Here is a 25,742-nt window from a genome sequence, read left to right as displayed (position 1 = left end):
GGGGGCAGGCCGGCGTCGCAAGATCGCTCGTGGCGCCAGGGCCGTTCCCGCGGTGAGAACAGGTGTGATGCGTCGCCACGTGTGTAAAGTGATCTCGCAAGCGACATGGAGACCCGCTCTCGCGCTCCTGCTCGCCTCGGTTGCGACGGCTGGTGTTCTCGCCTCGGCGGGGTGCAGCCAGCCCCTCCTCGTGTTCCAGGCCAAGCCCGAGGCCGCGGCGGCGGTCCCGGAACCCGCGGAGCCGGTCACCACCGGCAGCATCGGGCCGCTGGCGCCGCGCAGCTTCGGAGGCGATCTGACCACGGAGGATTGGCGCCGGGCCAAGTCGGCCCTCGCGGTCGCCCTCGATCCGCAGGGCAACGGCCAGCCCGTGAAGTGGGACAACCCGGAATCGAAGATGCGCGGCATGGTCAACCCGACCGGGCTGCCTTATGTCGCCAACGACGAGATCTGCCGCAACTTCCTCGCGACGGTGATCGCGCCCTCCGGCAGCCGCTTCGTGCGCGGCACGGGCTGCCGGCCCTCGGGCGGCTCCTGGGAGCTGAAGAGCCTGAAGGCGACGCGGGCCCCCGCCTGACGGAAAGGGGGGTATGCGTTGCAATCGGGCAACACATCGCCCACATTGACGCTCGAATGGCTCACGGAGCGCCGACGCTCCGCAACGGCACCCGGACCTCCATGCGCAACCCCTATGACGTGCTCGGCGTCAGCCGAACCGCCGACGAGGCGGAGATCAAGAAGGCCTTCCGCAAGCTCGCGAAGACCTACCATCCCGACCGCAACAAGAACGACGCCCAGGCGAAGGACCGCTTCGCCGAGGTGAACCAAGCCTACGAGATCCTGGGCGATTCCAAGAAGCGCGCCGAGTTCGACCGCGGCGCCATCGATGCCGAGGGCAAGCCCCGCTTCCAGGGCTTCGAGGGCTTCGCCGGGGCGGGCGGCGGCCCGCGCGGCGGCTTCTCGGGCTTCGACTTCGAATCGATGGCGCGCGGGCGCGGCGGCGCCGGCGGAGCCGGCGCGGGCGGCTTCGGCGAGGACATCTTCTCGCAGCTCTTCGGCGAGGCGTTCCGCGCCGGCGGCGCGGGCGCCCGCACCACCGCCCAGAAGGGCGACGACGTCGCGGCGGAACTCACCGTGACCCTCGATCAGGTGGCGAGCGAGGCGAAGCTGCGCCTGGTCCTGCCCACGGGCCGCGAGGTCGACGTGGTGGTGCCCAAGGGCGTCGCCGACGGGCAGGTGATCCGCCTGCGCGGCCTCGGCCATCCGGGCCGCGGCGGCGGCGAGGCGGGCGACGCGCTGCTCACCATCCGCTTCGCGGCCGATCCCCGCTTCCAGATCGAGGGCGCGGATCTGCGCACCTCCGTCGAGGTGCCGCTGGAGGACGCGGTCCTCGGCGGCCCGGTGCGGATCCAGACCCTCACCGGCGCGGTCGAGATGAAGATCCCGCCGATGACGAGTTCCGGCCGCACCTTCCGTCTGCGCGGCAAGGGCCTGCCGAAGAAGGACGGCAGCACGGGCGACCTGCTCGCGACGCTCGCGGTGATGCTGCCCGAGACCGCCGACGAGGATCTCCTCGATTTCGCCCGCAAGCGCCGGAGCGCCAAGGCGACGGCGGGGTGACGGCCGGGCCCGGGGTCGTGAGCGTCGAGGATGGGGGCGGCAGGCCGCCTCCATCCCCTGGCACCGCTCCCGCCTCGTGGATGCCGCGATGGCCGTCCCGAGCGTCCCGATGCATCCGGCTCGCGGGTTCCCGCGCGGATGGATCGCGGATGGATGTGGTCGGCAGCCGCCGATGAGGCGCGGTGCAGCCTCCGGGTCCATCGCCGGGGGCTCGGGCCCTCACGACCTCCGCCCCCCGAATTCCAGCGCTCCATCCTCCAGCGCGCCGAAGCGCAGGGTCGCGAGATCGAGCGCGTAGTTCTGGTAGAGCCGCCAGGGCCGGCGCGTGCCCTGCTTCGGCAGCAGCGCCAGCGAGCGCTGGATGTAACCTGAGGTGAAGTCGATCGCCGGCGCCTCCCCGGCCGTGCCGCCCCGCCGCGGCACGCACCACGCCTCGCCGCGCGCGTCCATCCGGGCGATCAGCCGGCAGACGAAGCGGGCGGTGAGTTCGCATTTCAGCGTCCAGGACGCGTTCGTGTAGCCGATCGCCACCGCGAGGTTGGGCACGTCGCTCAGCATCATGCCCCGGTAGAGCACCGTGTCCGGCGCCTCGACCGGCCGGCCGTCCACCGTGAGCGTCATGCCGCCGAGCATCTTCAGCGCGAGGCCGGTCGCCGTGACGATGATGTCCCCCTCGAGTTCGGACCCCGAGCGCAGGCGCAGCCCCGTCTCGGTGAAGGTCTCGATGTGATCGGTGACGATCGAGGCCCGACCCTCGCGCATCGCCCGGAAGAGGTCGCCGTCCGGCACGAAGCAGACGCGCTGGTCCCAGGGCGCGTAGGCCGGGGTGAAATGCCGGTCGACGTCGAAATCCGGCCCGAGTTCGGCGCGCACGCCCTCGCGGATCTTGCGGGCCACGAGGTCGGGCTTCCGGCGCGAGAGCTGATAGAACAGGATGCCGAGACCGATGTTCTTCCAGCGCGTGAGGCGATGCGCGAGGGATGCGGGCAGGACGCGGCCGAGCGCCCGGGCGATCCGATCCTCGGCGGGCAGAGACAGGATGTGGCTCGGCGAGCGCTGGAGCATGGTGACGTGGGCCGCCGTTCGGGCGAGTTCCGGCACCAGCGTCACCGCCGTGGCGCCGCTGCCGATCACCACCACGCGCCGGCCCGCATGGTCGAGATCCGCCGGCCAGGCCTGCGGGTGGACGAGGCGCCCGCCGAAGCGCGCCAATCCGGGCCAGTCCGGCCGGTAGCCCGCCGCGTAGTCGTAGTAGCCGGCGCAGACGAACAGGAACCGGCAGGTGAAGCGGGCGGGCGCGCCCCGGATCTCGACCTCCACCCGCCAGCGCGCGGATGCCGAATCCCATGCGGCGCCGAGCGCCCGATGACCGAAGCGGATGTGCCGGTCGATGCCGAATTCCGACGCGGTCTCGCGCAGGTAGCGCAGGATCGAGGCACCGTCCGCGATCGCCCGCTCCCCGGTCCAGGGCCGGAAGCTGAAGCCGAAGGTGTAGAGGTCGGAATCCGAGCGCAGGCCGGGGTAGCGGAAGAGATCCCAGGTTCCGCCGATGGCCTCGCGCGCCTCCAGGATCGCGTAGCGCGTCCCCGGCAGGCGCGCCTGGACGTGGTAGCCGGCGGCGATGCCGGAGATGCCCGCGCCGATCACCAGCACGTCGAGGTCGCGCGCCGTTCCGGCCGGGTCCGGTGCGGGGGCGGGGGTCTGGGCCATGCTGAGCCTCGTGATCGTCGAAGCAGGTTTCGCAAAAGGGGCCGCCGGTTCTGCGACAAGAACCTGCGACACATCCGGAATCTCGATGGACGAAACGTGGGCAAGCCGACGCCTCGGCCATTTGGCACCCTCTCATTGCGGCCAAGGCCCGTGCAGGTCCAGAGGCCCCCGTTGCGGTCGCGGCCGCTTCGGCGGACAACGGAGCGCGGCCGCGGGAGGCGGCGCGCCGGGGAGACAGCCATGATCGAGGTCCGCAAGATCGTCGTCACCGTCGAGGAGGTGCGCCACGACGGCGGCCCGCCGCTCGCGACCCCCGTCCTCAAGGGCGCGCTCGCCTGCGTGGTGAAGAACCCCTTCGCGGGCCGCTACGAGCCCGACATCGTGCCGATGATGGAGGCGCTGAAGCCGATCGGCCTCGAATGCGCGCAGAAGCTCATCGCCGCCCTCGGCAACGATCCGAGCCGGATCGAGGCTTACGGCAAGGGCTCCCTGGTGGGGGCGGCGGGCGAGCTGGAGCATGGCGCCCTCTGGCACGTGCCGGGAGGCTACGCCATGCGCGAACTCCTGGGCCAAGCGCTCGCCATCGTGCCGTCGATGACCAAGGTCGGCCCGATGGGGGCCGTCCTCGACGTGCCGATCCACCACAAGGACGCGGCCTATGTGCGCTCGCATTTCGACGGGATCACCGTGGCGGTGGCCGATGCGCCCCGGGCCGACGAGATCCTGTTCGCGCTGGCCATGACCACCGGCGGACGGCCCCACGCGCGGGTCGGCGGTCTCGCCAAGGAGGACATCGCGCAGTGGAACGGCCTGCGCTGAGGCGCAGGCGGAGAGGCCGCGAGCGGCGTCGCGCCGCTCGCGGAGCACGGTCATACGGTTCCGGCTGATCGCTCGGCGATCGCTGCGCAATCGCTTCGCGATGCGGAATCCGGCCTCGCCCAGGCGTGCGGAGCAAAGCTCCGCCGCCGCGGGCTCAGGCCGTCTCGACCTGGAGGATCGCCTCGACCTCCACCGTCATGGCGTTCGGCAGGGAGCCCATGCCGACCGCCGAGCGGGCGTGGCGGCCGGCCTCCCCGAGAACCTCCACGAACAGGTCCGAGCAGCCGTTGATCACCTTCGGGTGGTCGGCGAAGTCCGGCTCCGCGTTGACCATGCCGAGGAGCTTCACCACGGCCTTGATCCGGCCGAGATCGCCGAGCGCCGCCTTGGCGACCGCGAGCAGCTGGAGGCCGGCGAGGCGGGCATCGGCGTAGCCCTCCTCGATGGTGGCGTCCCGCCCGAGCCGGCCCGGCCGGTAGGTGCCGTCCGGCCGCTTCGGGCCCTGGCCCGAGAGGTAGAGGAACTCGCCGACGAGGCGGTAGGGAACGTAGTTCGCGACCGGGACCGGCACCGCGGGCAGGGTCAGGCCGAGCTGGGCCAGCTTCTCTTCAGGGCTCATCGATCGTCTCCATGCGCTCGGGGAAGCGGGGCAGGCCGCCGCCCGGCCTCCAGCCCTCTACAGGAGGGCGCCCCGTCCGCGCGAGGGCGCCGCGCAGGATCCGCGGCTTGGTGTCGGGGCGGCTTGGTGTCGGGGCGGCTTGGTGTCGGGGCGGTTTGGCGTTGAAAATGCATGACCTGCCGCAGGGGAGACCGGGCTGCGGGTCTGCGCGCCTCCTCGCCCCCGACCCTCGAACGGGACAAGGAGCGCCGTGGACGGAGTCGATCGTTGGGCCGAGCGGCGGCGCATCGCGGAGCAGGGACGGGGCGAGCGGCCCTGGTCCCTCTGGGGGCCCTATCTCAGCGAGCGGCAATGGGGCACCGTCCGGGAGGATTACAGCCGGGACGGCAATGCGTGGCGCTTCCTGACCCACGAGGAGGCCCGCTCGCGGGCCTATCGCTGGGGCGAGGACGGCATCGCCGGCCTATGCGACGACCGCGGCCTCCTGTGCCTGTCGCTCGCCCTCTGGAACGGCCGCGACCGCATCCTCAAGGAGCGGCTGTTCGGCCTCACCAACGAGGAGGGCAACCACGGCGAGGACGTCAAGGAACTCTACCACTACCTCGACGCGGTCCCGAGCCACGCCTACCTCAAGTTCCTCTACCGCTACCCGCAGGCCGCCTTCCCCTACGAGGCGCTGCTCGCCGAGAGCCGGCGGCGCGGGCGCGCGGAGCCGGAATACGAGATCGAGGAGACCGGGGTCTTCGCGGACGGCCGCTACTTCGACGTGACGGTCGAGTACGCCAAGGCCGACATCCACGACATCCACATGGTGGTGACGGTGGTGAACCGGGGCGGCGCGCCGGCCGCCCTGCACCTCGTGCCCCAGCTCTGGTACCGCAACACGTGGTCCTGGGACGAGGCCGGCCGGGAGCGCCCGCGCCTGACCCGGCTGCCCGACGGGGCGGTCGCCTGCGCGCACCCGCGCCTCGGTCCCTACCGGCTCACCTACGAGGGGGAGCCGGACCTGCTGTTCTGCGAGAACGACACCAACCTGCGCCGCCACGCCGGGCAGCCGGAGGCGCCCGGGCCGTTCAAGGACGGGATCCACGCGGCGATCGTCGAGGGGGAGCGCGGGGCGGTCTCGGCGCTCTCCGGCACGAAGCTCGGCCTGCGCTACGCGCTCCGCCTCGGGGCCGGCGAGCGCGTCCGGCTGCGCCTGCGGCTCTGCGCGGGCACGCTGTCCCGCCCGGTCGATCGGCAGGACCTCGTGCTGGACCAGCGCATCGCGGAGGCCGATTCCTTCTACGAGGATCTTCAGGACGGCATCGAGGATGCCGACCGCCGCGCCATCTTCCGTCAGGCCGCCGCGGGGCTGATCTGGTCGAAGCAGCTCTACCGCTACGACGTGCGCCTCTGGCAGCAGGGCGATCCGCTCCAGCCCGCGCCGCCCGCGGAGCGGCGGGACATCCGCAACGGGGCGTGGCGCCACTTCGCGGCCGCCGACGTGCTCTCGATGCCGGACAAGTGGGAATATCCCTGGTTCGCCGTCTGGGACCTCGCCTTCCACTGCCTGCCGCTCGCGCTGCTCGATCCGGGCTTCGCCAAGAGCCAGCTCCTGCTGCTCACCCGCGAGTGGTACATGCACCCGAACGGGCAATTGCCGGCCTACGAGTGGGAGTTCGGCGACACCAACCCGCCGGTCCATGCCTGGGCGGCCTTCCGGGTGTTCGAGATCGACCGCGACCGGCGCGGCGGGCGCGGCGACCTCGCCTTCCTGGAGGGCGTCTTCCACAAGCTCCTGATCAACTTCACGTGGTGGGTGAACCGCAAGGACGCCACGGGCCGCAACGTCTTCCAGGGTGGCTTCCTCGGGCTCGACAATGTCGGGGTGTTCGACCGCTCGCGGCCCCCGCCGGGCTTCGGCCTCGTGCATCAGGCCGACGGCACCGCCTGGATGGCGATGTACGCGCTCACCATGATGCGCATCGCCCTCGAACTCGCCCTGCACAACGACGTCTACGAGAGCACCGCCTCCAAGTTCTTCGAGCATTTCCTGCTCATCGCCGAGGCGATGACCGACATGGGCGGCGAGGGCTTCGGCCTCTGGGACGAGGAGGACGAATTCTACTACGACGAGGTCGACCTGCCGGACGGGGCTATGATCCCGCTGCGGGTGCGCTCGATCGTCGGGCTGGTGCCGCTCTTCGCGGTGGAGGTGATCGAGCCGGGCATGCTCCAGCGGCTGCCCGATTTCGCGCGCCGCCTGCACTGGGTGCTGGAGCACCGCCCGCACCTCGCCCGGCTGGTCTCGCGCTGGACGGAAGGGGGCGTCGGCGACCGCAAGCTCCTGTCGCTGCTGCGCGGGCATCGCATGAAGGCCCTGCTGCGGCGCATGCTCGACGAGAGCGAGTTCCTCTCGCCCTTCGGCATCCGCTCGCTCTCGAAGGTCCACAAGGAGCATCCCTACTCGCTCGACGCGTTCGGGGCCTCCTTCACCGTCCGCTACGACCCGGCCGATTCGACCTCCAACATGTTCGGCGGCAATTCGAACTGGCGCGGGCCGGTCTGGATGCCGATGAACTACCTGATCGTCGAATCCCTGCGGCGCTTCCACGCCTATTACGGGGACGACTTCCTGGTCGAGTACCCGACCGGCTCGGGCGAGCACCGCACCCTGAAGGCCATCGCGGATGCCCTCGAGGACCGGCTGATCGCCCTGTTCACCAAGGGCGCGGATGGCGGGCGGCCGATCTTCGGCGGGCGGATGCCGGTCGGCGCGTCATCCGGGGACGGCGATGCGCTCCTGTTCCACGAGTTCTTCGACGGCGATACCGGGCGCGGCCTCGGCGCCTCGCATCAGACCGGCTGGACCGCCCTCGTCCTCGGCCTGCTCCTGAACCAGGCCAAGCGCCGGTAGGGGGCGTGCCAGCCCGGATCGATCCTGCGGGCTTTCCCACTCTCGCATCTCAGGGCGACGATGGGAGAGCGGGAGAGAGTATCGGAGGGGTGCCGAGAGCAGCCGGACACGCTCTGATACGGTTTCCGGAAGATCACTTCCGGAAACCGTATCAGGAGCCCGCGCGGCGCCTGAGCGAGGCCGGTTTCCGCATCGCGAAGCGATCATCCGGAAACCGTATGATACCGGCGCGCGATTGAGGTGACTCGGATGGGTGTTCCCCGGGAAGGAAGCAGCTGATTCAATTGGCTCCTGCCTGAGCGGGAGGTCGGAATGGGACGCGGTTTGCCAATCCGGGAGGATGTCGCGACGCCGACTGAGTTGAGGCGGCGGGCCAGGAAAGAGCCTCGCCGTTCGACAGCGCAGCGGATGCTGGCGATCGCCAATGCGCTGGAAGGCATGAGCCGCGCCGAGGCGGCACGGGCGGCCGGGATGGAGCGCCAAGCTCTGCGCGATGCGGTGATCCGGTTCAATGCCGAGGGGTTGGCCGGGCTGGTGGATCGTCCGCACGGCCACAGGCGAGAGATCCTCAGCGAGGGTGAGCAAGCAGTTCTGGTGCATCGGATCCTGGTTGGGCCAGATCCCGAGCAAGGGGAGCCGTCGAGTTGGACGCTGCCGGACCTCTGCCGTTTCATCGAGGAGCGGTTCGACAAGACGATGTGCCCGCAATCCATGTCGCGGGTCGTGCGTCGGCTCGGGCTGTCGAAGCAGAAGGCCAGGCCCGTTCACCCGAAGCGGAACGCCCGTGCGGCGGCCGCTTTCGCCAAAGGGGGCTTCGCACCGCCGTAGCGGCGGCGGCCCAAGCCCATCCGGACAAGACGATCGCGCTCTGGTTCATGGACGAGGCGCGCGTGGGCCAGAAGGGCCGGACCGGCCATCGCTGGTGGGTGCGCGGCCAACGCCCGCCAGGGCTGTGCGACAAGCGCTTCGCCTCAGCCTACATCTTCGCAGCCGTGCGGCCCGCCACAGGCGAGGAGTTCGCCCTCGTGCTGCCGCGGGTCTGCACTCAGGCCATGGATCGCTTCCTGGCCGACTTTGCGGCCAGCATCCCAGCCGACACCCACGCTGTGATGGTGCTGGACGGTGCGGGCTGGCACGATCCGCGCGCGGTGACGCTCCCGCCCAACCTCACCCTCGTGCCGCTGCCGCCCTACAGTCCCGAGCTGAACCCGGTCGAGCGTGTCTGGCTCTACCTGCGCGAGCGCTACCTCTCCCACCGGCTTCTGGCCGACTACGAGGCCGTCGTCGAGGCGTGCTGCCGGGCCTGGACTGCGCTCGCGGCAGAGACCGGCCGCATCAAGTCCCTCTGCGCCTACCCCTACCTGAAACAGATCAGTTCATAAGCGCGGCGGTATGAGACAACGAGAGAGGTCCGGGCGATGATCATCGCTTGGCTTCCAACGCCCGGAACGCCTTGGGCGCTTCCGCACCCAGCACCTCGTAGCCGGCCCGGGTCCAGTGAAGCAGGTCCGGGCGGTAATGGGCGCAGGGCTGATGCCGGTCGCAGGATATCGCCTTGTCGACATCGATGGTGCGCTCGGTGGCCCTGATCTCCGCGTTGACCTGATCCCGTTTGCTCGCGAAATCCGCGAAGGCGGCGCCGCGCGGCGGGATCTCGACCCATGCGACGGTCGCCCCGGGCCAGATGCTGCGGGCCTGCCGGATGATCGCGCGGATGCCGGCCGCCACGGCGCAGGGGGAGTCGGAGCTGAGGTTGTTGGTCCCGATGATGATGAGCACCCGCTTGGGGTGGAGCTGCCGCAAGCGGTCCGGCGTCAGGTCGCCCAGCCGCCAGAGCACGTTCTGCGTCCTGTCCCCGTTCACGCCGAGATTGACCACGCGGCCGAAGGCCGCCTCGGCCAGGGCGGGCGGCCAGCCCTGCACGAGCGAGTCACCGATCAGCACCGTATCGGCCTGGTCGGGGAGGAGGGCTCTCGTCGCGAGATGCCGCCGGACTGCGTCGATGTTCGGGGGAGGGGCCGGGAGCGTCGTCAGCAGCACGCCGTGCGGATCGCACGCGCCCGCCGGCGGATGGGCCGCACCGGCGCGCAAGGCAACGGCACCCAGGACGACGATCCCGCCGCAGAGCGCCAGTCGAGCGGCCATCCTCATGCGTGCATCCTGATCGTTCCGTGCGGCCGCACCCCGGGGCGTCGGCGTTCCGGGTCCCGATATCGCCGCAGCGTGACGGCGCCGCAAGCTCCGTCGGTTCGTCGTGCCGGATCCCGTCGCCGTCCACGATCTCCTTCCTTCGCGCCCTCCGCCCTAATCCTTCCGGGGGGCAGCCTGCCTGGATGGCTCGCAGTCCTAGCCGGAATAGCCGGTTTGCGGGTGCGAAGGCGGGAAATACCCTCCGGATACCTCGGGCAACGGTCGGCTGTGGTGGGGGATGACGGGCCGATACTGCCCCGTCCCGCGAAACGAGCCGGCAGAGCAGGATTGGCATCATGAGGATTGCGATCATCGGCTCCGGCTATGTCGGTCTCGTCTCGGGCGCCTGCTTCGCCGATTTCGGGCACACGGTGGTGTGCGTCGACAAGGATCCGGCCAAGATCGAGGCCCTGCGGGCCGGCCGGATCCCGATCTTCGAGCCGGGCCTCGACACGCTCGTCGCCGACAACGTCCGCCAGGGCCGCCTCTCCTTCACCACGAACCTGCCCGAGGGGGTCGCGGAGGCCGACGCGGTCTTCATCGCGGTCGGCACCCCCTCGCGCCGCGGCGACGGTTTCGCCGATCTCAGCTTCGTGTTCCAGGCCGCCCGCGAGATCGCCGCCGCGGTCACCCGCTTCACGGTGGTGGTCACCAAGTCCACGGTGCCGGTCGGCACGGGCGACGAGGTCGAGCGCATCATCCGCGAGGTTCGCCCGGAGGCGGAGGTCGCGGTCGTCTCCAACCCGGAATTCCTGCGCGAGGGCGCGGCCATCGCGGATTTCAAGCGGCCCGACCGCATCGTCATCGGCGCCGAGGAGACCCGGGCGGCCGAGGTGGTGAGCGAACTCTACCGCCCGCTCTACCTCAACCAGGCCCCGATCTTGGTGACGTCGCGCCGCACCGCCGAACTCACCAAGTACGCGGCCAATGCCTTCCTCGCCACCAAGATCACCTTCATCAACGAGATGGCCGATCTGTGCGAGCAGGTCGGCGCCGACGTGCAGCAGGTCGCCCGCGGCATCGGGCTCGACAACCGGATCGGCCCGAAATTCCTGCATGCCGGCCCGGGCTACGGCGGCTCCTGCTTTCCCAAGGACACGCTGGCGCTCGTCAAGACCGCGCAGGATGCGGGGAGCCCGGTGCGGCTGGTCGAGACCGTGGTGGCGGTCAACGAGAGCCGCAAGCGCGCGATGGCCCGCAAGGTGATCCTGGCCTGCGGGGGCAGCGTGCGGGGCAAGCGGATCGCGGTGCTCGGCCTCACCTTCAAGCCGAACACCGACGACATGCGCGACGCGCCCTCCCTCTCGATCATCACCGGCCTCCTCGACGCGGGGGCGAGCGTGCGCGCCCACGATCCCGTCGGCATGGAGCAGGCGCGGCGCCTTCTCGGCGACGAGGTGGATTTCGCGGAGGATCCCTACGCCTGCGCCGAGGGCGCGCATGCCCTGGTGATCGTCACCGAGTGGAACGCCTTCCGGGCCCTCGACCTCGCCCGGCTGGGCGAGGCGATGGCGGCGCCGATCCTCGTGGATCTGCGCAACGTCTACGGCCCCGCGGAGGCGACGCGCCACGGCTTCCGCTACCTCGGCGTCGGCGGGCGGCGGGAATGGCCGGTGGCGCCCGCCCTGCCGGTGCCGGAGACCGCCGGGGCGTGAGCGACACGTCGGGCTTCCCGCCCGCGGCGGCGCGCTCCCACTCCGCGAGGAGCTCGTGGCCGCCGCAATCCTCGGCCATGGAGGCGCCATCGGCCTCGAGGGTTTCGCAGAAGCGGCGGCCACTTTTGCGAACCTGCTTGGAGCAGTGTCCGACGAAGCGGATCCCGGTTCGTCGCAGACAATGCGGTAGAATTAGAGGCTTCGAGCAGCGCCCGATTGCACCGTGATCGGGCGCTGCGCTAGCGCTGGAACCGGTTGCCCAGCACGTAGCCGAACAGGCCCATCAGGATGATGCCGAGTGCGCCCTGCGTGCCCACCAGGGCATTGGTGAGACGCCCGACCGGCTTGATGCCGAGTTCCGGCTGGTTGGCCGTCATCATGTTGAGGGCGCTGTAGCTCACCAGATCGAGCGGGTTGTAGGTCGGGCTGCCGTCCCGGCCCTCGGGAATCAGCCCGCCGGTCAGCCCGTAGAGGAGGGCGAAGAGCAGGATCGCGAGGGCGAAGGCGCGCACGATGCGCGACAGGCTCTCGCCGTAATCGCACAGCCACTCGACGAAGCGGTCCGCGGCCCAGCCGTAGCCGTCGCGCAGCCCGGCGCGCCAATCCCGCGCGCGCCACGCGGCGAGCGCGCGCTGGCCCGCATGGTGCCGTCCCATGCGGCGGGCCCGCTTGAAGGCCCAGCTCGCCCCGGCGCGGTCGCCGATGCTGCGCATGTTGCGCTCCAGGGCGAGGTAGCTCGCCACCGCGCCCGCGTAGTCGCCGGCCGCCTCCTCGCCCACCGCGCCGCCGAGCTGGCCGATCCGCAGGCGGGTGCCGTCGAGCCACGCATTGGCGAAGCGCGCGTGGCGTAGGGAGCAGGTGGTGAGGTTGAGCCGCACGAGCTGGGTGTCCGAGAGGTCGGCCCCGCTCAGGTCGGCGCCGTCGAGCTTCGCCCCGGACAGGTTCGCCCCCCGCAGCCGCGAGCCGGTGAGGCGGGCCTTCTTCAGGCTCGCCCCCTCGAAATCCGCGCCCGTGAGGTTGACGTTGACGAGCACCGCCTCGTCGAGCCGGGCCTGCCGGAAATGGGTGTCGTCGGCATCCGCGTCGGTGAAGTCGGCGCCCCACAGGTCGGCCCGGGTGAAGTCGGCCCCGTCGAGGAGGGCCCGGCGCAGGGTGGCGAAGCGCAGGGCCGCCCCGGTGAAGCGCGCATCCTCCAGCATGGCGTCCGCGAACACGGCCTGCCCACCGGCCACGCCCGCGAAGTGCGCGCCGCTGAGATCGCCGCCGGTGAAATCCGTCTCCTCGATCCGGGCCACCTCGAAGCGGGCCGAGCGGGCGAGCACCCCGGCGAGGTTCGCCCGCGACAGGTTCGCCCCCGTGAGGTCCGCCTCCACGAGGTTGGCGGCGCCGAGCTGCGCGCCGGCGAGGTGCAGGCCCTCGCAGGCCGCGTCCCACCAGGGCGGCGGCTCCGCGGCCGGGTCGAAGCACCCTCGCAGGCTCTCGCGGTCCGCCCGCAGGCCGGCGAGCTGCGGCGGCTCGGCGGCCTGGAACGGCGTGCCGCCATGGCGGAGGAGAGCGAGGAAGGACGCGGTGCGCGCCTCCGGCTCCCTCATGCCTGGACCGTCTCCGCGGCACCGGGCACGCGCCGGCGGTCGCGCAGCGGAGGACCGGCGGGCGCCGTGCGCGCGAGATCGAGCGCGGCCTCGAGGGCGTCGCTCAGCGAGGTGACGAGGAGGTCCGCCGAGGTGGACCGGCGCAGCCGCGCGAGGGTCGCCGGGTCCCGCTCGCCCCAGAAGCCGACGAGCACGGTCACGTCGGGCAGGAGCTTGCGCGTCTGGCGCACGACGAAGCGGATCTGCGACAGGCTGATCGGCTGGAGATAGGAGAAGCAGACGAGGACGATCTCCCGGGCCTCGGCATCCGGCCGCGCGTCGCGCAGGTCCTTCAGGGTGGTCACCCGGGTCGCCAGGCCGTGCCGGTCGAGCACTTGGCTCAGCATCTGGGTGGTGGCGAGGTCGAAGGTGCCCCCGCTCGACACGCACAGGACCGGCCGGGCCCCCTGCCAGCGGGGCGCCAGCGCCTCGCGGGTGAGGACGACCCCGGCGGAGCGCGAATCGGGGCCGACCGCAGCGACGGCCGCGGCGGCCTCGCGGCCGAGGGCACGGCGCCAGAAGCTCATGCGGGCGCGGCCGAGCCGTTCCACCACCGTGCGGAAGGCCTCGCCCACCGCCTCCTGCCGGGAGCGGTCGAGGGTGCCGCGGGCGAAATCCTCCTGGGCGAGCCGGAGCGCGGCCAGCACCACCTCGTCGTAGTAGGTGACGAGGGCGCGGGCCTTGAGGAATTGCAGCCCCTGCTCGATCGCCTCGCCCGGATCGCCCGCGAGCATGCGCTGGTAGAAGATCTCCTGGGGGGCGAGGGCGGGCTCGTCGCCGAGGATCACGTCGAGGAAGTGCAGCCGCTCGACGTGGCGCCCGAGCACCACGAGGCAGACGGTGAGCGGCGTGGCCAGGACGAGCCCGACCGGCCCCCACAGGAAGGTCCAGATGGTGGCCGACAGGATGACCGCGACGGGCGAGAGCCCGGTCGAATGCCCGTAGAGCAGCGGCTCGACGACGTGGCCCGCGATCGGCTCGACGATGAGGAACAGGAGCGCGGTCGCCACCACCATCGACCAGCCCGGGTCGACCGCCGCCGCCAGGATCAGCGGCAGGACCGCGCTGATCACCGCGCCGATATAGGGCACGAAGCGCAGGATGCCGGCCAGCACGCCGAAGAGGAGCGGGCTCGGCACGCCGATCCACCACAGGCCGAGCCCGATCACGAGCCCGAAGGCCGCGTTGAGGCCGAGCTGGGCGACGAAGAAGCGGGTGAGCCGCGTCGTGGCGTCATCGATGGCCGCGGTGGTCCGTTGCAGGTCGCCGGAGCCGGCGAGCCGGATGGCGCGGTTCCGCAGGTCCTCCCGCTGCAGCAGGATGAAGATCGTGAAGATCAGGATCAGGCCCGCCGTCGCGAGCGGATGCAGCACCGGGCCCGCATAGGCACCGAGCGTGGTGAGCAGGCTCGAGCGGGATTCGATCACCTCGACGCGCATCGGTGCGCCGGCCGGGGCGACCGCGGAATCCTTTGGCGGCTCCGGGTTCAGCTCGCGCCCGAGATCGGAGGCCATCTCGATGAGCCGCGAGAGGCCGCCCCCGCCCGATGTCGCGCTCTGGAGGAGCTTCAGCTTGTCGCGCATGGTGAGGGAGTAGCGCGGCAGGTCCGCGGCGAGCTGGGTCGCCTCGCCGACGAGGAGGCTGCCGATGGCGCCGAGCGCCCCGAAGGCCAGCAGGACCACCAGCATCACCGCCGCCGCGCGCGGCATCCGCAGGTGGCGCAGGGCCCGCACCGCCGGCACCAGCACGAAGCTGAGCAGGATGGCGAGGGTGATCGGCACCAGGATCTCGCGGCCGAGGGAGAGCAGCACGGCGAGCGCCAGCACGCCCGTGATGACGGCCAGGGCGACGAAGAGCGGCAGCGCCTGCCGGAGCCGCCGGGCGGTGACCGGATCGTCGCTCACGCCTCCGGCGCCCCGTCGAGGGCCGCGCCGATCTGCCCGAGCAGCTTGGCGAAATCGATCGGCTTGGGATGATAATCGTCGCAGCCCGCCTGGAGCGCCTTCTCCCGGTCGCCCGACATGGCGTGGGCGGTGAGCGCGATGATCGGGATCGTCTGGGTGTCGGGGCTCGACTTGAGCGTGCGCGCCACCGACCACCCGTCGAGGATCGGGAGGTTCATGTCGAGCAGGATCACGTCCGGACGCGCCGAGCGGGCCTGCTGCACGCCCGCATCGCCGTCATGCGCCATCACCACCTCGTAGCCGCGGCGGGTGAGGCGCCGGGACAGGAAGTCCCAGATCTCTTCGTGGTCCTCGACGAGCAGGATCTTGGTCACTTGGACATCTCCGGCCTGCGGCGATGCGGGGGCTGCATCTCGCCTCGGGTGACGGCATCCCTCCCCTCGCGGCCGCGCGGTGGCTGCGAGGGGAGGGGGACTTCAGCTCGGAAGCACCGAGCCGAAGGCCACGTGCTCGGCATTCGCGCGCTCGAAGGCCTGCATCACGTGGGTGAAGGAATGCTCGACGCCGCTCGACGCCTCGCCGCCATCCGGCCGCAGAACCAGGACCAGCATCGAGCGCCCCGTCACGTCGTAGATGTCGCCCGCGGTGAGCGAGGCGGCATCCTGCGTCTCAGGCAGGTTCGTGTCGATGAGGCGGACCCATTCGTGCCCGCCCGCCGTCTTCGGCAGCCGGAACCGCACCACGTCGTGATAGGCGTTGACGAGGAGGAGCAGCGTCGCCTCGGAGCCCTGCTGCTTGATGCCGGTCTCCTGAGCGCGGCCGTCGAGCAGGACGGCGAGGGAGCGGGCATGCCCGTCGCTCCAGTGCTCCGGCGTCATCTCGGTCCCGTCCGGGGTGAGCCACGCCACGTCCTTGACCCCGAGCTCCTCGTCGTAGCGCCCGGTGAGGAAGCGCCCGCGAACCAGGATCGGCAGCGCCTTGCGCAGCAGGATCAGGCGTTGGGTGAATTCGGCGAGGTCGCGCTCCTCCGGCCCGATCGCCTCCCAGTCCAGCCACGAGATCGCGTTGTCCTGGCAATAGGCGTTGTTGTTGCCCTGCTGCGTGCGCGCGAACTCGTCCCCCGCCAGCAGCATCGGCGTGCCCCGCGACAGGAACAACGTCGCCAGCAGGTTGCGCATCTGCCGGAACCGCACCGCCCGGATCCCCGCATCCGCCGTCGGACCCTCGACCCCGTAATTGTACGACAGATTGTGCGAGTGACCGTCCCGGTTGTCCTCGCCGTTCGCCTCATTGTGCTTGTCGTTGTACGACACCGTGTCGGCCAGCGTGAACCCGTCATGCGCCGTGATGAAGTTCACCGAGGCCCACGGCTTGCGCCCGCGCTTGTTGAACTTGTCGGCCGAGCCGGTGAGCCGGGCGGCGAGGTCGGGCAGGAGGCCGTCGTCGCCCCGCCAGTAGGCGCGCACGTCGTCGCGGAAGCGGTCGTTCCACTCCGCCCAGCCTGGCGGGAAGCCGCCGACCTGGTAGCCGCCCGGCCCGCAATCCCACGGCTCCGCGATCAGCTTCACCGAGTTCAGGACCGGGTCCTGAAGGCAGGTGTCGAGGAAGCCGCCGCCCTCGTCGAAGCCGTAGCTCTCGCGGCCCAGGATGGTGGCGAGGTCGAAGCGGAAGCCGTCCACCCGCATCTCCGTCGCCCAGTAGCGCAGCGAATCGGTGACGAGCTGGAGGACGCGGGGATGCGAGAGGTTGAAGGTGTTCCCGGTCCCGGTGTCGTTGATGTAGTAGCGCTTCTGGTCGGGGAGGAGGCGGTAGTAGGAGGCGTTGTCGATGCCCTTGAAGGAGAGGGTCGGCCCGCGCTCGTTGCCCTCCGCCGTGTGGTTGTAGACCACGTCGAGGATGACCTCGAGGCCGGCGCCGTGCAGGCGGGCGACCATCTCCTTGAACTCGGAGAAGGCGAAGTCGGGCACGGCGGCGTAGCGGCGGGCCGGGGCGAAGAACGAGATGGTGTTGTAGCCCCAGTAGTTCCACAGATCCTTCTGGCGCAGGTAGTCGTCCTGCACGAAGGAGTGAACCGGCAGCAGTTCCACCGAGGTCACGCCCAGGCTGCGGATGTAGTCGAGCACCGCGGGCGAGCCGAGGCCGGCGTAGGTGCCGCGCAGGCGCTCGGGCACGGCTGGGTGGCGCTTGGTGAAGCCCTTGACGTGCGCCTCGTAGATGATGGTCTTGTCCCAGGGGACGTTGGGCTTCTGGTCGCGGCCCCAGGTGAAGGCCGGGTCGATGACCCGGGACTTGCGGATGTAGGGGGCGCTGTCGCGCTCGTCGAAGCTGAGGTCGTCGCCGCTCTCCATGCGGTAGCCGAAGAGGGCGGGGTTCCACTCGATGGAGCCGACGAGGGCCTTGGCGTAGGGGTCGATGAGGAGTTTGTTGGGGTTGAAGCGGTGGCCGGCCTCGGGCTCGTAGGGCCCGTGAACGCGGTAGCCGTAGATGGTGCCGGGGCGGGCATCCGGCAGGTAGCCGTGCCAGATCTCGTTCGTGTATTCGGGCAGGGGGATGCGTTCGATCTCGGTCTCGCCGGCATCGTCGAACAGGCAGAGTTCGACCTTGGTGGCGTGGGCGGAGAACAGGGCGAAGTTGACGCCGAGCCCGTCCCAGGTTGCTCCCAAGGGAAACGGCTGGCCCTCCCGGATGCGCGCCCGCTGCATGACATGTGGACCCGCCATCAGGCTGGCTCCCTCGTTCCCGGCCATTTCGGCTCCTCGCATCCGCGCTGGCGGCGGCGCGTCCTGTGCTGCCAAGTTCCGCCAGGTCGCTCAACGTCCGTCCTAGGGGAAAGGTCCCGGGGAAGGAGCGAGAATCCCGAGCATGACGGGGGCTCGACTCGGCTTCATTCGACGGCCAAGCTTCCGCGGCGGCGAGGGTGACATTAAGGAAGCGGTCTGCCGGGCAGCCCTGGGCAAGCGGGGCGGGGAGAGGCCCGCGGCCTCGGCCGTCACCCCCCGCTGACCCTCTACGACGGCGCCAGGAGCGAGCGGACCGTGGCGGCGAGGTCGGCCATGCTGAGCCCGCCCTTCTGCAGCACGTGATCGGCTTGGCCCGCGAGCCGCCGCCGGTCGTCGGCGGTGACGTCCTTGGCGGTCAGCACGACGACCGGGATGTCGCGCCATTCCGGCCGCGCCCGCAGGCCGCGCAGGAAGCCGAACCCGTCCATCTCCGGCATCATCAGGTCGAGCAGGATCAGCCCGGGCTTGCGCACCGCCACCGCGTCGAGGCCGGCCCGGCCGTTCGCCGCCGAGGCCACCCGCCAGCCTTCCCGCGTCAGCAGGCCGGTGATGCGCTCGCGCACGTCCGGGTCGTCGTCGACCACCAGCACCGGTCCCTCGTGAATCGCCGGCCGGAAGCGCTCCATCGCCTCCTTGAGCTGCCCCCAGGCCACCGGCTTGTGCAGGTAGTCGGTGGCGCCGAGCGAGAAGGCGAGGTTCTGCTCGTCGAGCACCGTCACCATGATCACCGGGGTCGCGCCGAGGTCGGGATCGGCCCGCAACGCCCGCAGCACCGCCCAGCCGTCCATCCGCGGCATGGTGACGTCGAGCAGGATCACCCGCGGGCGCAGGGCCCGGGCCTGCTCGAGCCCGGCGCGCCCGTCCGCCGCGGCGACGACCCGGAAACCGTCCCGGTGCAGGAACCGGGTGAGGAGATCGCGGGTCGCCGCGTCGTCGTCGATGACGAGGACGAGATCGTTCGCCCTGTCCGCCGCCGCGGTGCGGACGGGGACCGCCTCGGCGGGAGCCGCGTCCCCGTCCGCCTCCTCCCGGTAGCGGGCCGGCAGGTCGATGGTGAAGGTGGTGCCCTCGCCCTCGCGGCTCTCGACCCGGATCTCGCCGCCCAGCATCTGGACGAAGGCGCGGGTGATGGCGAGGCCGAGCCCCGTGCCGCCGAAGCGCCGCGTGGTGGAGGCGTCGGCCTGCGTGAAGCGCTCGAACAGCTTGGCCTGCTGCTCCGCGCTCATCCCGATGCCGGTATCCGTCACGGTGAAGCGCAGCCACGCGCTGCCGTCGCGGCGGCTCCGCTCCGCCGAGAGGACGATCCGGCCGCCCTGCGTGAACTTCGCCGCGTTGCTGAGCAGGTTGATCAGGCACTGGCGCAGCTTGGTGACGTCGGTATGCGCTTGGCCGAGATCCTGGCCGAGCTTGATCTCGAGCTGGTTGTCCTTCTTGGCCACCAGCGATCCCACCGTGGCGGCGACGTCCCGCACCGTGTCGGCCACGTCGAAATCCTCGGCGAAGATCTCCATCCGCTCCGCTTCGATCTTCGAGAGATCGAGCACGTCGTTGATGAGGCCGAGCAGGTGGCGGGCATTCGACTCGATCTTGCGCATGTCGGGCAGCAGGGTGTCGGCGCCGAGATCCTCCATCTCCTCCTGCAGCATCTCCGAATAGCCGATGACGGCCGAGAGCGGGGTGCGCAGCTCGTGGCTCATGTTGGCCAGGAACTGGCTCTTGGCGCGGTTGGCCTCCTCGGCCGCCTCGCGCGCGGTTTCGAGCGCGAGTTCCGCCTCCTTGCGGGCGGTGATGTCCGTGTGCGCGCCGACCCATTCGCGCACCTGGCCGTCCTTCTCCAGGACCGGCACGGCGCGCGCCTCCATGTAGCGGTAGATCCCGTCGTGGCGGCGCAGGCGGTGCTCGACCGTGTAGAGCGTGCGGGTCTCGACCGCATGCTCCCAGGCCGCCTTGGTCTTGGCGCGGTCCTCCGGATGCAGCGCATCGAGGAAGCCCTGGCCGGCGGCCTCCTCGGGCGTCTGGCCTGTGAAGCGCGTCCATTCGGAGGTGGCGGGCGTGAAGACGCCCTCGGGCGTCGTGCGCCAGACGATGGCCGAGGTGGCCTCGGTGAGCGAGCGGAAGCGCTCCTCGCTCTCGCTGGTGCGCGCCTCCGAGAGCTTGCGCAGGGTGATGTCGGACATCACCACTCCGACCCCGTCCGCCTGGGCGTGGCGGTCGTCCACGTCGCGCCTTAAGGGAAAGAAGCTCATCAGGAAGTAGCGCACGCTGCCGGGCGCGCTCGGCGTCGGCACGCCGACCTCCACGTTGGCGGTGACGAGGCCCTCGTCGCGCGCCGCCGCGAGCTTGGGCGCGAGGTCGTCGCGCAAGGAGGGCAGCAGCGCCCAGATCGGATCACCCACATCCGCCCCGAAGCCGCGCTCGCTCATGCTCTCCAGGGCGCGGTTCATGTGGCGGATGGTGAGGTCGCGGTCGAGGAAGCCGAGTCCCACGGGCGCGTTCTCCAGGACGCCGTCGAGGAGCGCCGCCATCCGGCGCCCCTCCCGGCGGCGCACCAGGGCGAGGCGCCCCAGCAGGCCGACCGCCGCGAGGGCCGCCGCGGCCGCCAGTGCCAGCCGCAGCGGCGCGCCGACCCGCTCCCGGGCGACGAGCTGCTCCAGCGCGGCCGCCGCATCCTGCTGCGCCGCGGCGGTCAGGGCCCGGATCGCGTCCATGGTGCGCTTGCCCTCGCCGGTGCGCACGATCGCCATGGCGGCCTCCGCCCCCTCCTGCCGGCGCGCCGCGATGGCGCGGGCCGCGTAGGCCCGCTCCGCCTGGATGAGCCGGCGGCGCGCCTCGCGCCGGGCGGGATCGAGGTCGACGGCTTCGAGGGCGGCCAGCTCGCCGTCGATCCGGCCAAGGGCCGATTCGTAGGGCTCCGCATAGCCCGGGTCGCCGGTGAGGATGAACCCGCGCAGCCCCGTCTCCAGATCCTTCAGGGTCGAGAGCACGCGCTCGTTCTGCGCGACGACGCCGGTCAGCCGGGCGGTCTCGGCCCGCGTGGCCTCGCTCCGGACCGCGCTCCAGATCCCGGCGGCGACCGCGACGCCGATGAGGAGCGTGGCGAGCGCCGGGACGGACGGGCGGAGGCGGAGGATGCGGTGGAGCCGGCGGCTCGAAAAGGCGGTCCCGATCGTCATGGTCCCTTGCGGCATTGTCACGCTCTGCGTGACCGACAACGCGGATCTTCGCCGATCGCACCGCGGCCCCGGCCGGATTTCATCGTGTGCCGCGCCGGCGACCAAACAATTTCCGCGTCCTGTTCCGCCGACCCGGTGCGGCGCGCCGGCGGATGAGGTATTCGGGACGGCCCGGTCTCGGCGGAGACGGCACCCGGATTGTGCGGAGAGACGTTTTCCGGTGAGGCGTCGCATGAATTCCCAGGCCGGCCCGACCGACGCGATCGTCGATCCCGCGCGCCTCGCCGCGCTCGACCGCTACGACATTCTGGACACGAAGCCCGAGCAGGGTTTCGACGACGTCGTCCAGCTCGCCACCCAGATCTGCCGCACCCCCGTCGCCCTGGTGAGCCTCGTCGCGAAGGACCGGCAATGGTTCAAGGCGCGGACCGGCTTCGCCGCCTGCCAGACGGATCTCGGCCGCTCGGTCTGCGCGCATGCGCTCACCGGCGAGGACGTGCTGATCATTCCCGACCTCACCGGCGATCCCCGCACCCGCGACAACCCGCTGGTGACCGGCGAGCCGCGGATCCGCTTCTATGCCGGGGCACCCCTGCGGACGCCGGAGGGGCTCACCCTCGGGGCGCTCTGCGTGATCGACACGCAGCCCCGTCCGGAGGGGCTGACGGACGAGCAGCAGGGCGGGCTCAGGGCGCTCGCCCGCCAGGTGATGATGCAGCTGGAGCTGCGGCGGGCCGTCGAGAACCGCGGGCAGGCCCTGGCCGCCCGCGCCCGGGCCGAGGAGCAGCTGCGGCTCGCCGCCGAGGCGACCGGCATCGGCGTGTTCGATTTCAACCCCGTTTCGGGCGAGCTGCGCTGGGACGCCCGGGTGCGTGCCCTGTTCGGGGTCCCCGAGCGGGGCCCGGTCGGGTACGAGGACACCTTCCTGCGGCATCTCCACCCGGCCGATCGGGGGCGGGCCGATGCGGATGTGCGCCGGGCCCTCGACCCCTCCGGCACCCGGACCTTCGATACCGAGTACCGGGTGATCGCCGCCGACACGGGCGAGGAGCGCTGGCTCGCCGCCCGGGGGCAGGCCATCGTCGAGGGCGGCGCGACGGTGCGCTTCATCGGTACGGTGCGCGACGTGACCGCACGCAAGCGGGCCGACCTCGCGCTCAAGACCACCGCGGAGCGCTACCGCCTCGCCGCCCGGGCCACCACCGACGCGATCTGGGACTGGGACCTCGCCACCAACCACGTGCTCTGGAACGAGGCCCTGACCGAGGCCTACGGGCACGGGCCGGAGACGACGGAGCCGACCGGCGAGTGGTGGATCGCCCGCATCCATCCGGAGGACCGCGCCCGCATCGACGCCTCGATCCACGCCACCATCGACGGCACCGGCAGCGCCTGGAGCGACCATTACCGTTTCGAGCGGGCGGACGGATCCTACGCCCCCGTGCTCGACCGCGGCTACGTCATCCGCGACGAGCAGGGCCGGGCGGTGCGCATGATCGGCGCGATGCTCGATCTCACCGGGATCCGCAGCGCGGAGGCCGCGCAGCAGACGAGCGAGGCGTGGCTGCGCACCGTGCTCGACACGGTGCCGGTGGGCATCCTGTTCGCGGAGGCGCCTTCCGGACGCATCCTCGGCGGCAACGGGCGCCTGGAGACGATCCTGCGCCACCCGGTGCTGCGCTCGGCCGGGGCGGAGGATTACGGGGAGTGGATCGGCTTCCACGCGGATGGGCGCCGGATGGCGGGCGGGGACTACCCGCTCGCCCGGGTCATCCGCGAGGGGCTCGACCACGCCGCGGCCGAGGTCGAGTACCAGCGGGGGGATGGGACCCGCGCCTGGATCTCGGTCGCCGCGGCCGCGATGCGCGATGCCGAGGGGCGGCTGACCGGCGCGGTGGCGGCGATCTCGGACATCGACGCGCGCAAGCGCGCCGAGGCGATGCAGGCGCTGCTGAACCAGGAACTCAGCCACCGCATGAAGAACCTGATGGCCATGGTGCAGGCCGTCACCGTCCAGACCATGCGCGGCGCCACCGATCTCGAGACCGTGCGCGAGGTGCTGGCCGCGCGGCTCATCACGCTCGGCAAGGCGCACGACATCCTGCTCGACGGAGTGCTCGAACGCGCCTCCCTGGCCGAGGTCGTGAACCGCGGGATCGGCATCCGCGCGGAGGTCGCCGACCGGGTCGACGCCGCGGGCCCCGTCATCGAGATCGGTGCCCGGGCGGCCCTGTCGCTCGCCCTGATGCTGCACGAGCTGACCACGAACGCGACCAAGTACGGCGCCCTCTCGGTGCCGGAGGGGCGGGTCCGCCTCACCTGGGACCTCGCCGAGGGCGCGGAGGGGCCGGACCTCTGCCTGTTGTGGGAGGAGCGCGGCGGCCCGCCGGTGACACCGCCGGACCGGAAGGGCTTCGGCTCGCGGCTGATCGAGCGGGGCCTCACCGGGCAGGTGGGCGGGACGCTCTCGCTCGCCTACGAGCCGGCCGGCGTGATCTGCCGCGCCCGCGCGCCCTTGCAGGCGTTCCTGGCGGACGGGTGAGCCGCACCGGGCCTGCGAGGTCACTCGCTCCCGGCGATCCGCCGCTTTCGGCCTCACGGCCCGGTGCCGCTCCGGAACGCCACCCGCGCGAGCAGCCCCGGGCCGCCCCGGGCCGCATCCTCCAGCGTCACGGCGGCGCCGATCCGGTCGGCGAGCGCGCGCACCACCGCGAGGCCGAGGCCGCTGCCCTCCGGCGCGCCCGCCCGCACGATGCGGTGGAAGCGCTCGAACACCTTCTCGCGCTCGGCGGGCGGGATGCCCGGCCCGTCGTCCTCGATCTCGGCGCGCGCGCCCGCCGCGTCGCGCACCACCCGCACCACCACGCTCCCGCCCGCCCGGTTGTAGCGGATGGCGTTGTCCACGAGGTTGCCGATGATCTCGCCCACCAGGGTCGGATGGGCCAGGATGGGCACCGGATCGTCGGGCCGCTCCAGCGCCACCTCGATCCCGCCCGCGAGCGCCTGCGGCACCCGCTCGGCCAGCGCCTGTGCCGCGGCCTCGCCGAGATCCACCTCCGAGAGGGGCAGCGCGCCCTCATCCGCGCGGGCGAGGGCGAGAAGCTGGGCGAGCAGATGCTCCAGCCGCCGGGCCGCGCCCTCGATGTCGTCGAGGGCCGCGCGGCCCTCGGGGCTTGCCGCCACCCCGTAGCGGCGCGCAAGGTCGCAATGGGTGCGCAGCACCGCGAGCGGCGTGCGCATCTGGTGCGAGGCATCCGCCGTGAAGCGGCGCACCGCCGCCATCGTCCGCTCCAGCCGGGCGAGCAGGGCGTTGAAGGCGAGCACGGGGGCCGCCGCCTCCACCGGGACCTGCGAGGCGTCGAGGGGTCCGAGGCTGATGGCGCCCGGCACCGCGCGGGCGTCGATCTCGGCGCTCAGCCGGTTGAGCGGCTCCAGGCCCCGGCCGATCCCGTGCCACGTGAGCACGCCGACGAGGCCGAGAAGCCCGGCTTCGAGCAGGATCAGGCCCCCGAGCAGGCGGGTCATGAGCGCCTCGCGCGCCTCCCGCGTCTCCGCCACCTGCACGAGGACCGGTTCGGGCTTGCCGTAGAGCCGCCGGGCCTGGGCGGCGACCCGCACGGGCGCCCCGCGCATCACCGAGTCCCAGTTGCGTGTGACGCCCGGCTCCAGTTCCGCCACGGCGGCGCGCGGCAGGTCCCGGTAGCCCGTCACCAGATGCCCGCCGTAGCTCACGCTGTAATAGATCCGGTCCTGCGCCTGGCTCTCCAGCATGCCGAGCGCCACCCGCGGCAGGTCCACCGTCACCTCGTTCTCGTCGTCCACGGCGAGGCGCTCGGCGATGGCGAGCACCGAGCCGTCGAGGAGCCGGTCGTGGGTCGTCTCGACCACGTCGCGGATCACCAGGGCGCCGCCGAAGCCGAGGACGAGGGCGAGGGCTGCCGCGGGCAGCAGCATGCGCGCCATCAGCCCGCGCCGCAGCGAGGGGCGCCGCGCGCTCATCCGGCATCCAGCAGGTAGCCGAGGCCCCGGATGGTGCGGATCTCCGGCCCGCCCGGCTGCAGCTTCTTGCGCAGGCGGGCCACGTAGAGTTCGAGGGCGTTGGGCGCCACCGCCTCGTCGAAGCCGAACACCTCCGCGCTCAGCCGCTCCTTCGGCACCACCTTGCCGGCCCGCCCCATCAGCACCGTGAGCACCGCGAGTTCCCGGCGCCGCAGGGTCACGGGCTCGCCGGCGAGGGTGACCAGGCCGGCGCTGCGGTCGAGCGCCAGGGCGCCGCAACGCAGCACCGGGTTCGGCACGCCCTGGCCGCGCCGGATCAGGGCGCGCACCCGCGCCTCGAACTCCTCCGGGGCGAAAGGCTTGAGCAGGTAGTCGTCGGCGCCGAGGTCGAGGCCGCGCACCCGGTCCGTCACCGCGTCGCGGGCGGTCAGGATCATCACCGGCACCGCGCTCTCCGCCGCGCGGATGCGGCGCAGCACCTCGAAGCCCGACAGGCCCGGCAGGCCGACGTCGAGGACGACCAGGCTGTAGGGCTCGGAGAGCGCGAGCCGCGCCGCCTCCTGCCCGTCCGCCTCGTGGTCCACGGTCAGCCCCGAGAGCCGGAGCGCCGCCACCAGACCCCGGGCCAGGGCGGCATCGTCCTCGACCACGAGTACCCGCATCCCCGCCTCCTCAAGGCGACCCGCCGGCGCGGCTTGGAATTCCCTCCCGAGCCTGTGTAGCCTCCGGTGTCGGTCGGCAAG

17 protein-coding genes and 1 pseudogene are annotated in these 25,742 nt (G+C 71.8%); 8 read left to right on the top strand and 10 right to left on the bottom strand.

Annotated features, from left to right (window positions below):
* Positions 1-67 precede the first annotated feature (67 nt).
* Complete coding sequence (locus tag ACE101_RS30690) at positions 68-577, top strand: RT0821/Lpp0805 family surface protein (protein ID WP_379138120.1); 510 nt, start codon at positions 68-70, stop codon at positions 575-577.
* Between the two features lie 101 nt (positions 578-678).
* On the top strand, positions 679-1,620 hold the full coding sequence (locus ACE101_RS30685) for a DnaJ C-terminal domain-containing protein (RefSeq protein WP_379138117.1): 942 nt from the start codon (positions 679-681) through the stop codon (positions 1,618-1,620).
* Between the two features lie 219 nt (positions 1,621-1,839).
* Here ACE101_RS30685 and ACE101_RS30680 read toward each other — a convergent pair whose 3' ends face one another.
* Entirely contained in the window at positions 1,840-3,330 is a 1,491-nt protein-coding gene (locus ACE101_RS30680) for a flavin-containing monooxygenase (RefSeq protein WP_379138114.1), read from the bottom strand.
* Between the two features lie 240 nt (positions 3,331-3,570).
* Between ACE101_RS30680 and ACE101_RS30675 the strand changes: the two genes are divergently transcribed.
* Positions 3,571-4,149: an amino acid synthesis family protein gene (locus tag ACE101_RS30675; RefSeq protein WP_379138112.1), complete on the top strand. Its 579-nt coding sequence runs from the start codon at positions 3,571-3,573 to the stop codon at positions 4,147-4,149.
* Between the two features lie 154 nt (positions 4,150-4,303).
* Here the strand turns inward: ACE101_RS30675 and ACE101_RS30670 are convergent, their stop codons facing one another.
* Entirely contained in the window at positions 4,304-4,768 is a 465-nt protein-coding gene (locus ACE101_RS30670; protein WP_379138109.1) for a RidA family protein, read from the bottom strand.
* A 250-nt stretch (positions 4,769-5,018) separates the two neighbouring features.
* On the opposite strand from ACE101_RS30670, the gene ACE101_RS30665 reads away from it, so the two are divergent.
* The 3 genes and pseudogenes from ACE101_RS30665 to ACE101_RS30655 form a co-directional block, all read left to right on the top strand.
* Complete coding sequence (locus ACE101_RS30665; protein ID WP_379138106.1) at positions 5,019-7,667, top strand: MGH1-like glycoside hydrolase domain-containing protein; 2,649 nt, start codon at positions 5,019-5,021, stop codon at positions 7,665-7,667.
* A 408-nt stretch (positions 7,668-8,075) separates the two neighbouring features.
* Entirely contained in the window at positions 8,076-8,495 is a 420-nt protein-coding gene (locus tag ACE101_RS30660) for a winged helix-turn-helix domain-containing protein (protein ID WP_379126108.1), read from the top strand.
* Between the two features lie 17 nt (positions 8,496-8,512).
* Positions 8,513-9,049 (top strand): annotated as a pseudogene (locus tag ACE101_RS30655) (IS630 family transposase); the annotation flags it as partial.
* Positions 9,050-9,089: 40 nt separating this feature from the next.
* Here ACE101_RS30655 and ACE101_RS30650 read toward each other — a convergent pair.
* On the bottom strand, positions 9,090-9,818 hold the full coding sequence (locus tag ACE101_RS30650) for an SGNH/GDSL hydrolase family protein (RefSeq protein ID WP_379138104.1): 729 nt from the start codon (positions 9,816-9,818) through the stop codon (positions 9,090-9,092).
* 335 nt (positions 9,819-10,153) lie between these two features.
* Between ACE101_RS30650 and ACE101_RS30645 the strand changes: the two genes are divergently transcribed.
* Positions 10,154-11,512 (top strand): UDP-glucose dehydrogenase family protein, encoded by a 1,359-nt coding sequence (locus ACE101_RS30645; protein ID WP_379138102.1) that lies wholly within the window; start codon positions 10,154-10,156, stop codon positions 11,510-11,512.
* A 239-nt stretch (positions 11,513-11,751) separates the two neighbouring features.
* On the opposite strand, the gene ACE101_RS30640 is transcribed toward ACE101_RS30645, so the two are convergent.
* The 5 genes from ACE101_RS30640 to ACE101_RS30620 all read right to left on the bottom strand — a co-directional run bounded on the left by ACE101_RS30640 (position 11,752) and on the right by ACE101_RS30620 (position 21,000).
* Positions 11,752-13,104, bottom strand: a complete 1,353-nt coding sequence (locus tag ACE101_RS30640; protein ID WP_379138100.1) for a pentapeptide repeat-containing protein — start codon at positions 13,102-13,104, stop codon at positions 11,752-11,754.
* A complete protein-coding gene (locus ACE101_RS30635) occupies positions 13,101-15,047 on the bottom strand; it encodes an AI-2E family transporter (protein ID WP_379138098.1) in 1,947 nt (648 codons plus the stop codon). Before ACE101_RS30635 ends, ACE101_RS30640 begins: the two co-directional genes overlap by 4 nt.
* Entirely contained in the window at positions 15,044-15,421 is a 378-nt protein-coding gene (locus ACE101_RS30630) for a response regulator (RefSeq protein WP_379138095.1), read from the bottom strand. Before ACE101_RS30630 ends, ACE101_RS30635 begins: the two co-directional genes overlap by 4 nt.
* A gap of 102 nt (positions 15,422-15,523) precedes the next feature.
* A complete protein-coding gene (gene glgX, locus ACE101_RS30625) occupies positions 15,524-17,767 on the bottom strand; it encodes a glycogen debranching protein GlgX (protein ID WP_379138093.1) in 2,244 nt (747 codons plus the stop codon).
* A 287-nt stretch (positions 17,768-18,054) separates the two neighbouring features.
* The gene (locus ACE101_RS30620; RefSeq protein ID WP_379138090.1) at positions 18,055-21,000 is read right to left on the bottom strand and encodes a response regulator; all 2,946 of its coding nucleotides are present in this window, start codon (positions 20,998-21,000) and stop codon (positions 18,055-18,057) included.
* 232 nt (positions 21,001-21,232) lie between these two features.
* Between ACE101_RS30620 and ACE101_RS30615 the strand changes: the two genes are divergently transcribed.
* Positions 21,233-23,542, top strand: a complete 2,310-nt coding sequence (locus ACE101_RS30615) for a PAS domain-containing protein (RefSeq protein ID WP_379138087.1) — start codon at positions 21,233-21,235, stop codon at positions 23,540-23,542.
* A 53-nt stretch (positions 23,543-23,595) separates the two neighbouring features.
* Here ACE101_RS30615 and ACE101_RS30610 read toward each other — a convergent pair whose 3' ends face one another.
* Both ACE101_RS30610 and ACE101_RS30605 read right to left on the bottom strand, forming a co-directional pair.
* The gene (locus tag ACE101_RS30610) at positions 23,596-24,999 is read right to left on the bottom strand and encodes a sensor histidine kinase (RefSeq protein ID WP_379138084.1); all 1,404 of its coding nucleotides are present in this window, start codon (positions 24,997-24,999) and stop codon (positions 23,596-23,598) included.
* Positions 24,996-25,661: a response regulator gene (locus ACE101_RS30605; RefSeq protein WP_379138081.1), complete on the bottom strand. Its 666-nt coding sequence runs from the start codon at positions 25,659-25,661 to the stop codon at positions 24,996-24,998. The genes ACE101_RS30610 and ACE101_RS30605 overlap by 4 nt, the downstream gene beginning before the upstream one ends.
* Between the last annotated feature and the right edge of the window lie 81 nt (positions 25,662-25,742).

The sequence above is a fragment of the Methylobacterium carpenticola genome, assembly GCF_042748905.1.
In the GTDB taxonomy this organism is placed as follows: Bacteria; Pseudomonadota; Alphaproteobacteria; order Rhizobiales; family Beijerinckiaceae; genus Methylobacterium; species Methylobacterium carpenticola.
This window is presented reverse-complemented; position numbering and strand designations above follow the sequence as displayed.

Bases quoted from the DNA above. Each gene is read 5' to 3' on its own strand.
- ACE101_RS30690 (WP_379138120.1), top strand. From the start codon at position 68: ATGCGTCGCCACGTGTGTAAAGTGATCTCGCAAGCGACATGGAGACCC.
- ACE101_RS30685 (WP_379138117.1), top strand. From the start codon at position 679: ATGCGCAACCCCTATGACGTGCTCGGCGTCAGCCGAACCGCCGACGAG.
- ACE101_RS30680 (WP_379138114.1), bottom strand. From the start codon at position 3,330: ATGGCCCAGACCCCCGCCCCCGCACCGGACCCGGCCGGAACGGCGCGC.
- ACE101_RS30675 (WP_379138112.1), top strand. From the start codon at position 3,571: ATGATCGAGGTCCGCAAGATCGTCGTCACCGTCGAGGAGGTGCGCCAC.
- ACE101_RS30670 (WP_379138109.1), bottom strand. From the start codon at position 4,768: ATGAGCCCTGAAGAGAAGCTGGCCCAGCTCGGCCTGACCCTGCCCGCG.
- ACE101_RS30660 (WP_379126108.1), top strand. From the start codon at position 8,076: ATGCTGGCGATCGCCAATGCGCTGGAAGGCATGAGCCGCGCCGAGGCG.
- ACE101_RS30650 (WP_379138104.1), bottom strand. From the start codon at position 9,818: ATGAGGATGGCCGCTCGACTGGCGCTCTGCGGCGGGATCGTCGTCCTG.
- ACE101_RS30645 (WP_379138102.1), top strand. From the start codon at position 10,154: ATGAGGATTGCGATCATCGGCTCCGGCTATGTCGGTCTCGTCTCGGGC.
- ACE101_RS30640 (WP_379138100.1), bottom strand. From the start codon at position 13,104: ATGAGGGAGCCGGAGGCGCGCACCGCGTCCTTCCTCGCTCTCCTCCGC.
- glgX (WP_379138093.1), bottom strand. From the start codon at position 17,767: ATGGCGGGTCCACATGTCATGCAGCGGGCGCGCATCCGGGAGGGCCAG.
- ACE101_RS30620 (WP_379138090.1), bottom strand. From the start codon at position 21,000: ATGACGATCGGGACCGCCTTTTCGAGCCGCCGGCTCCACCGCATCCTC.
- ACE101_RS30615 (WP_379138087.1), top strand. From the start codon at position 21,233: ATGAATTCCCAGGCCGGCCCGACCGACGCGATCGTCGATCCCGCGCGC.
- ACE101_RS30610 (WP_379138084.1), bottom strand. From the start codon at position 24,999: ATGAGCGCGCGGCGCCCCTCGCTGCGGCGCGGGCTGATGGCGCGCATG.
- ACE101_RS30605 (WP_379138081.1), bottom strand. From the start codon at position 25,661: ATGCGGGTACTCGTGGTCGAGGACGATGCCGCCCTGGCCCGGGGTCTG.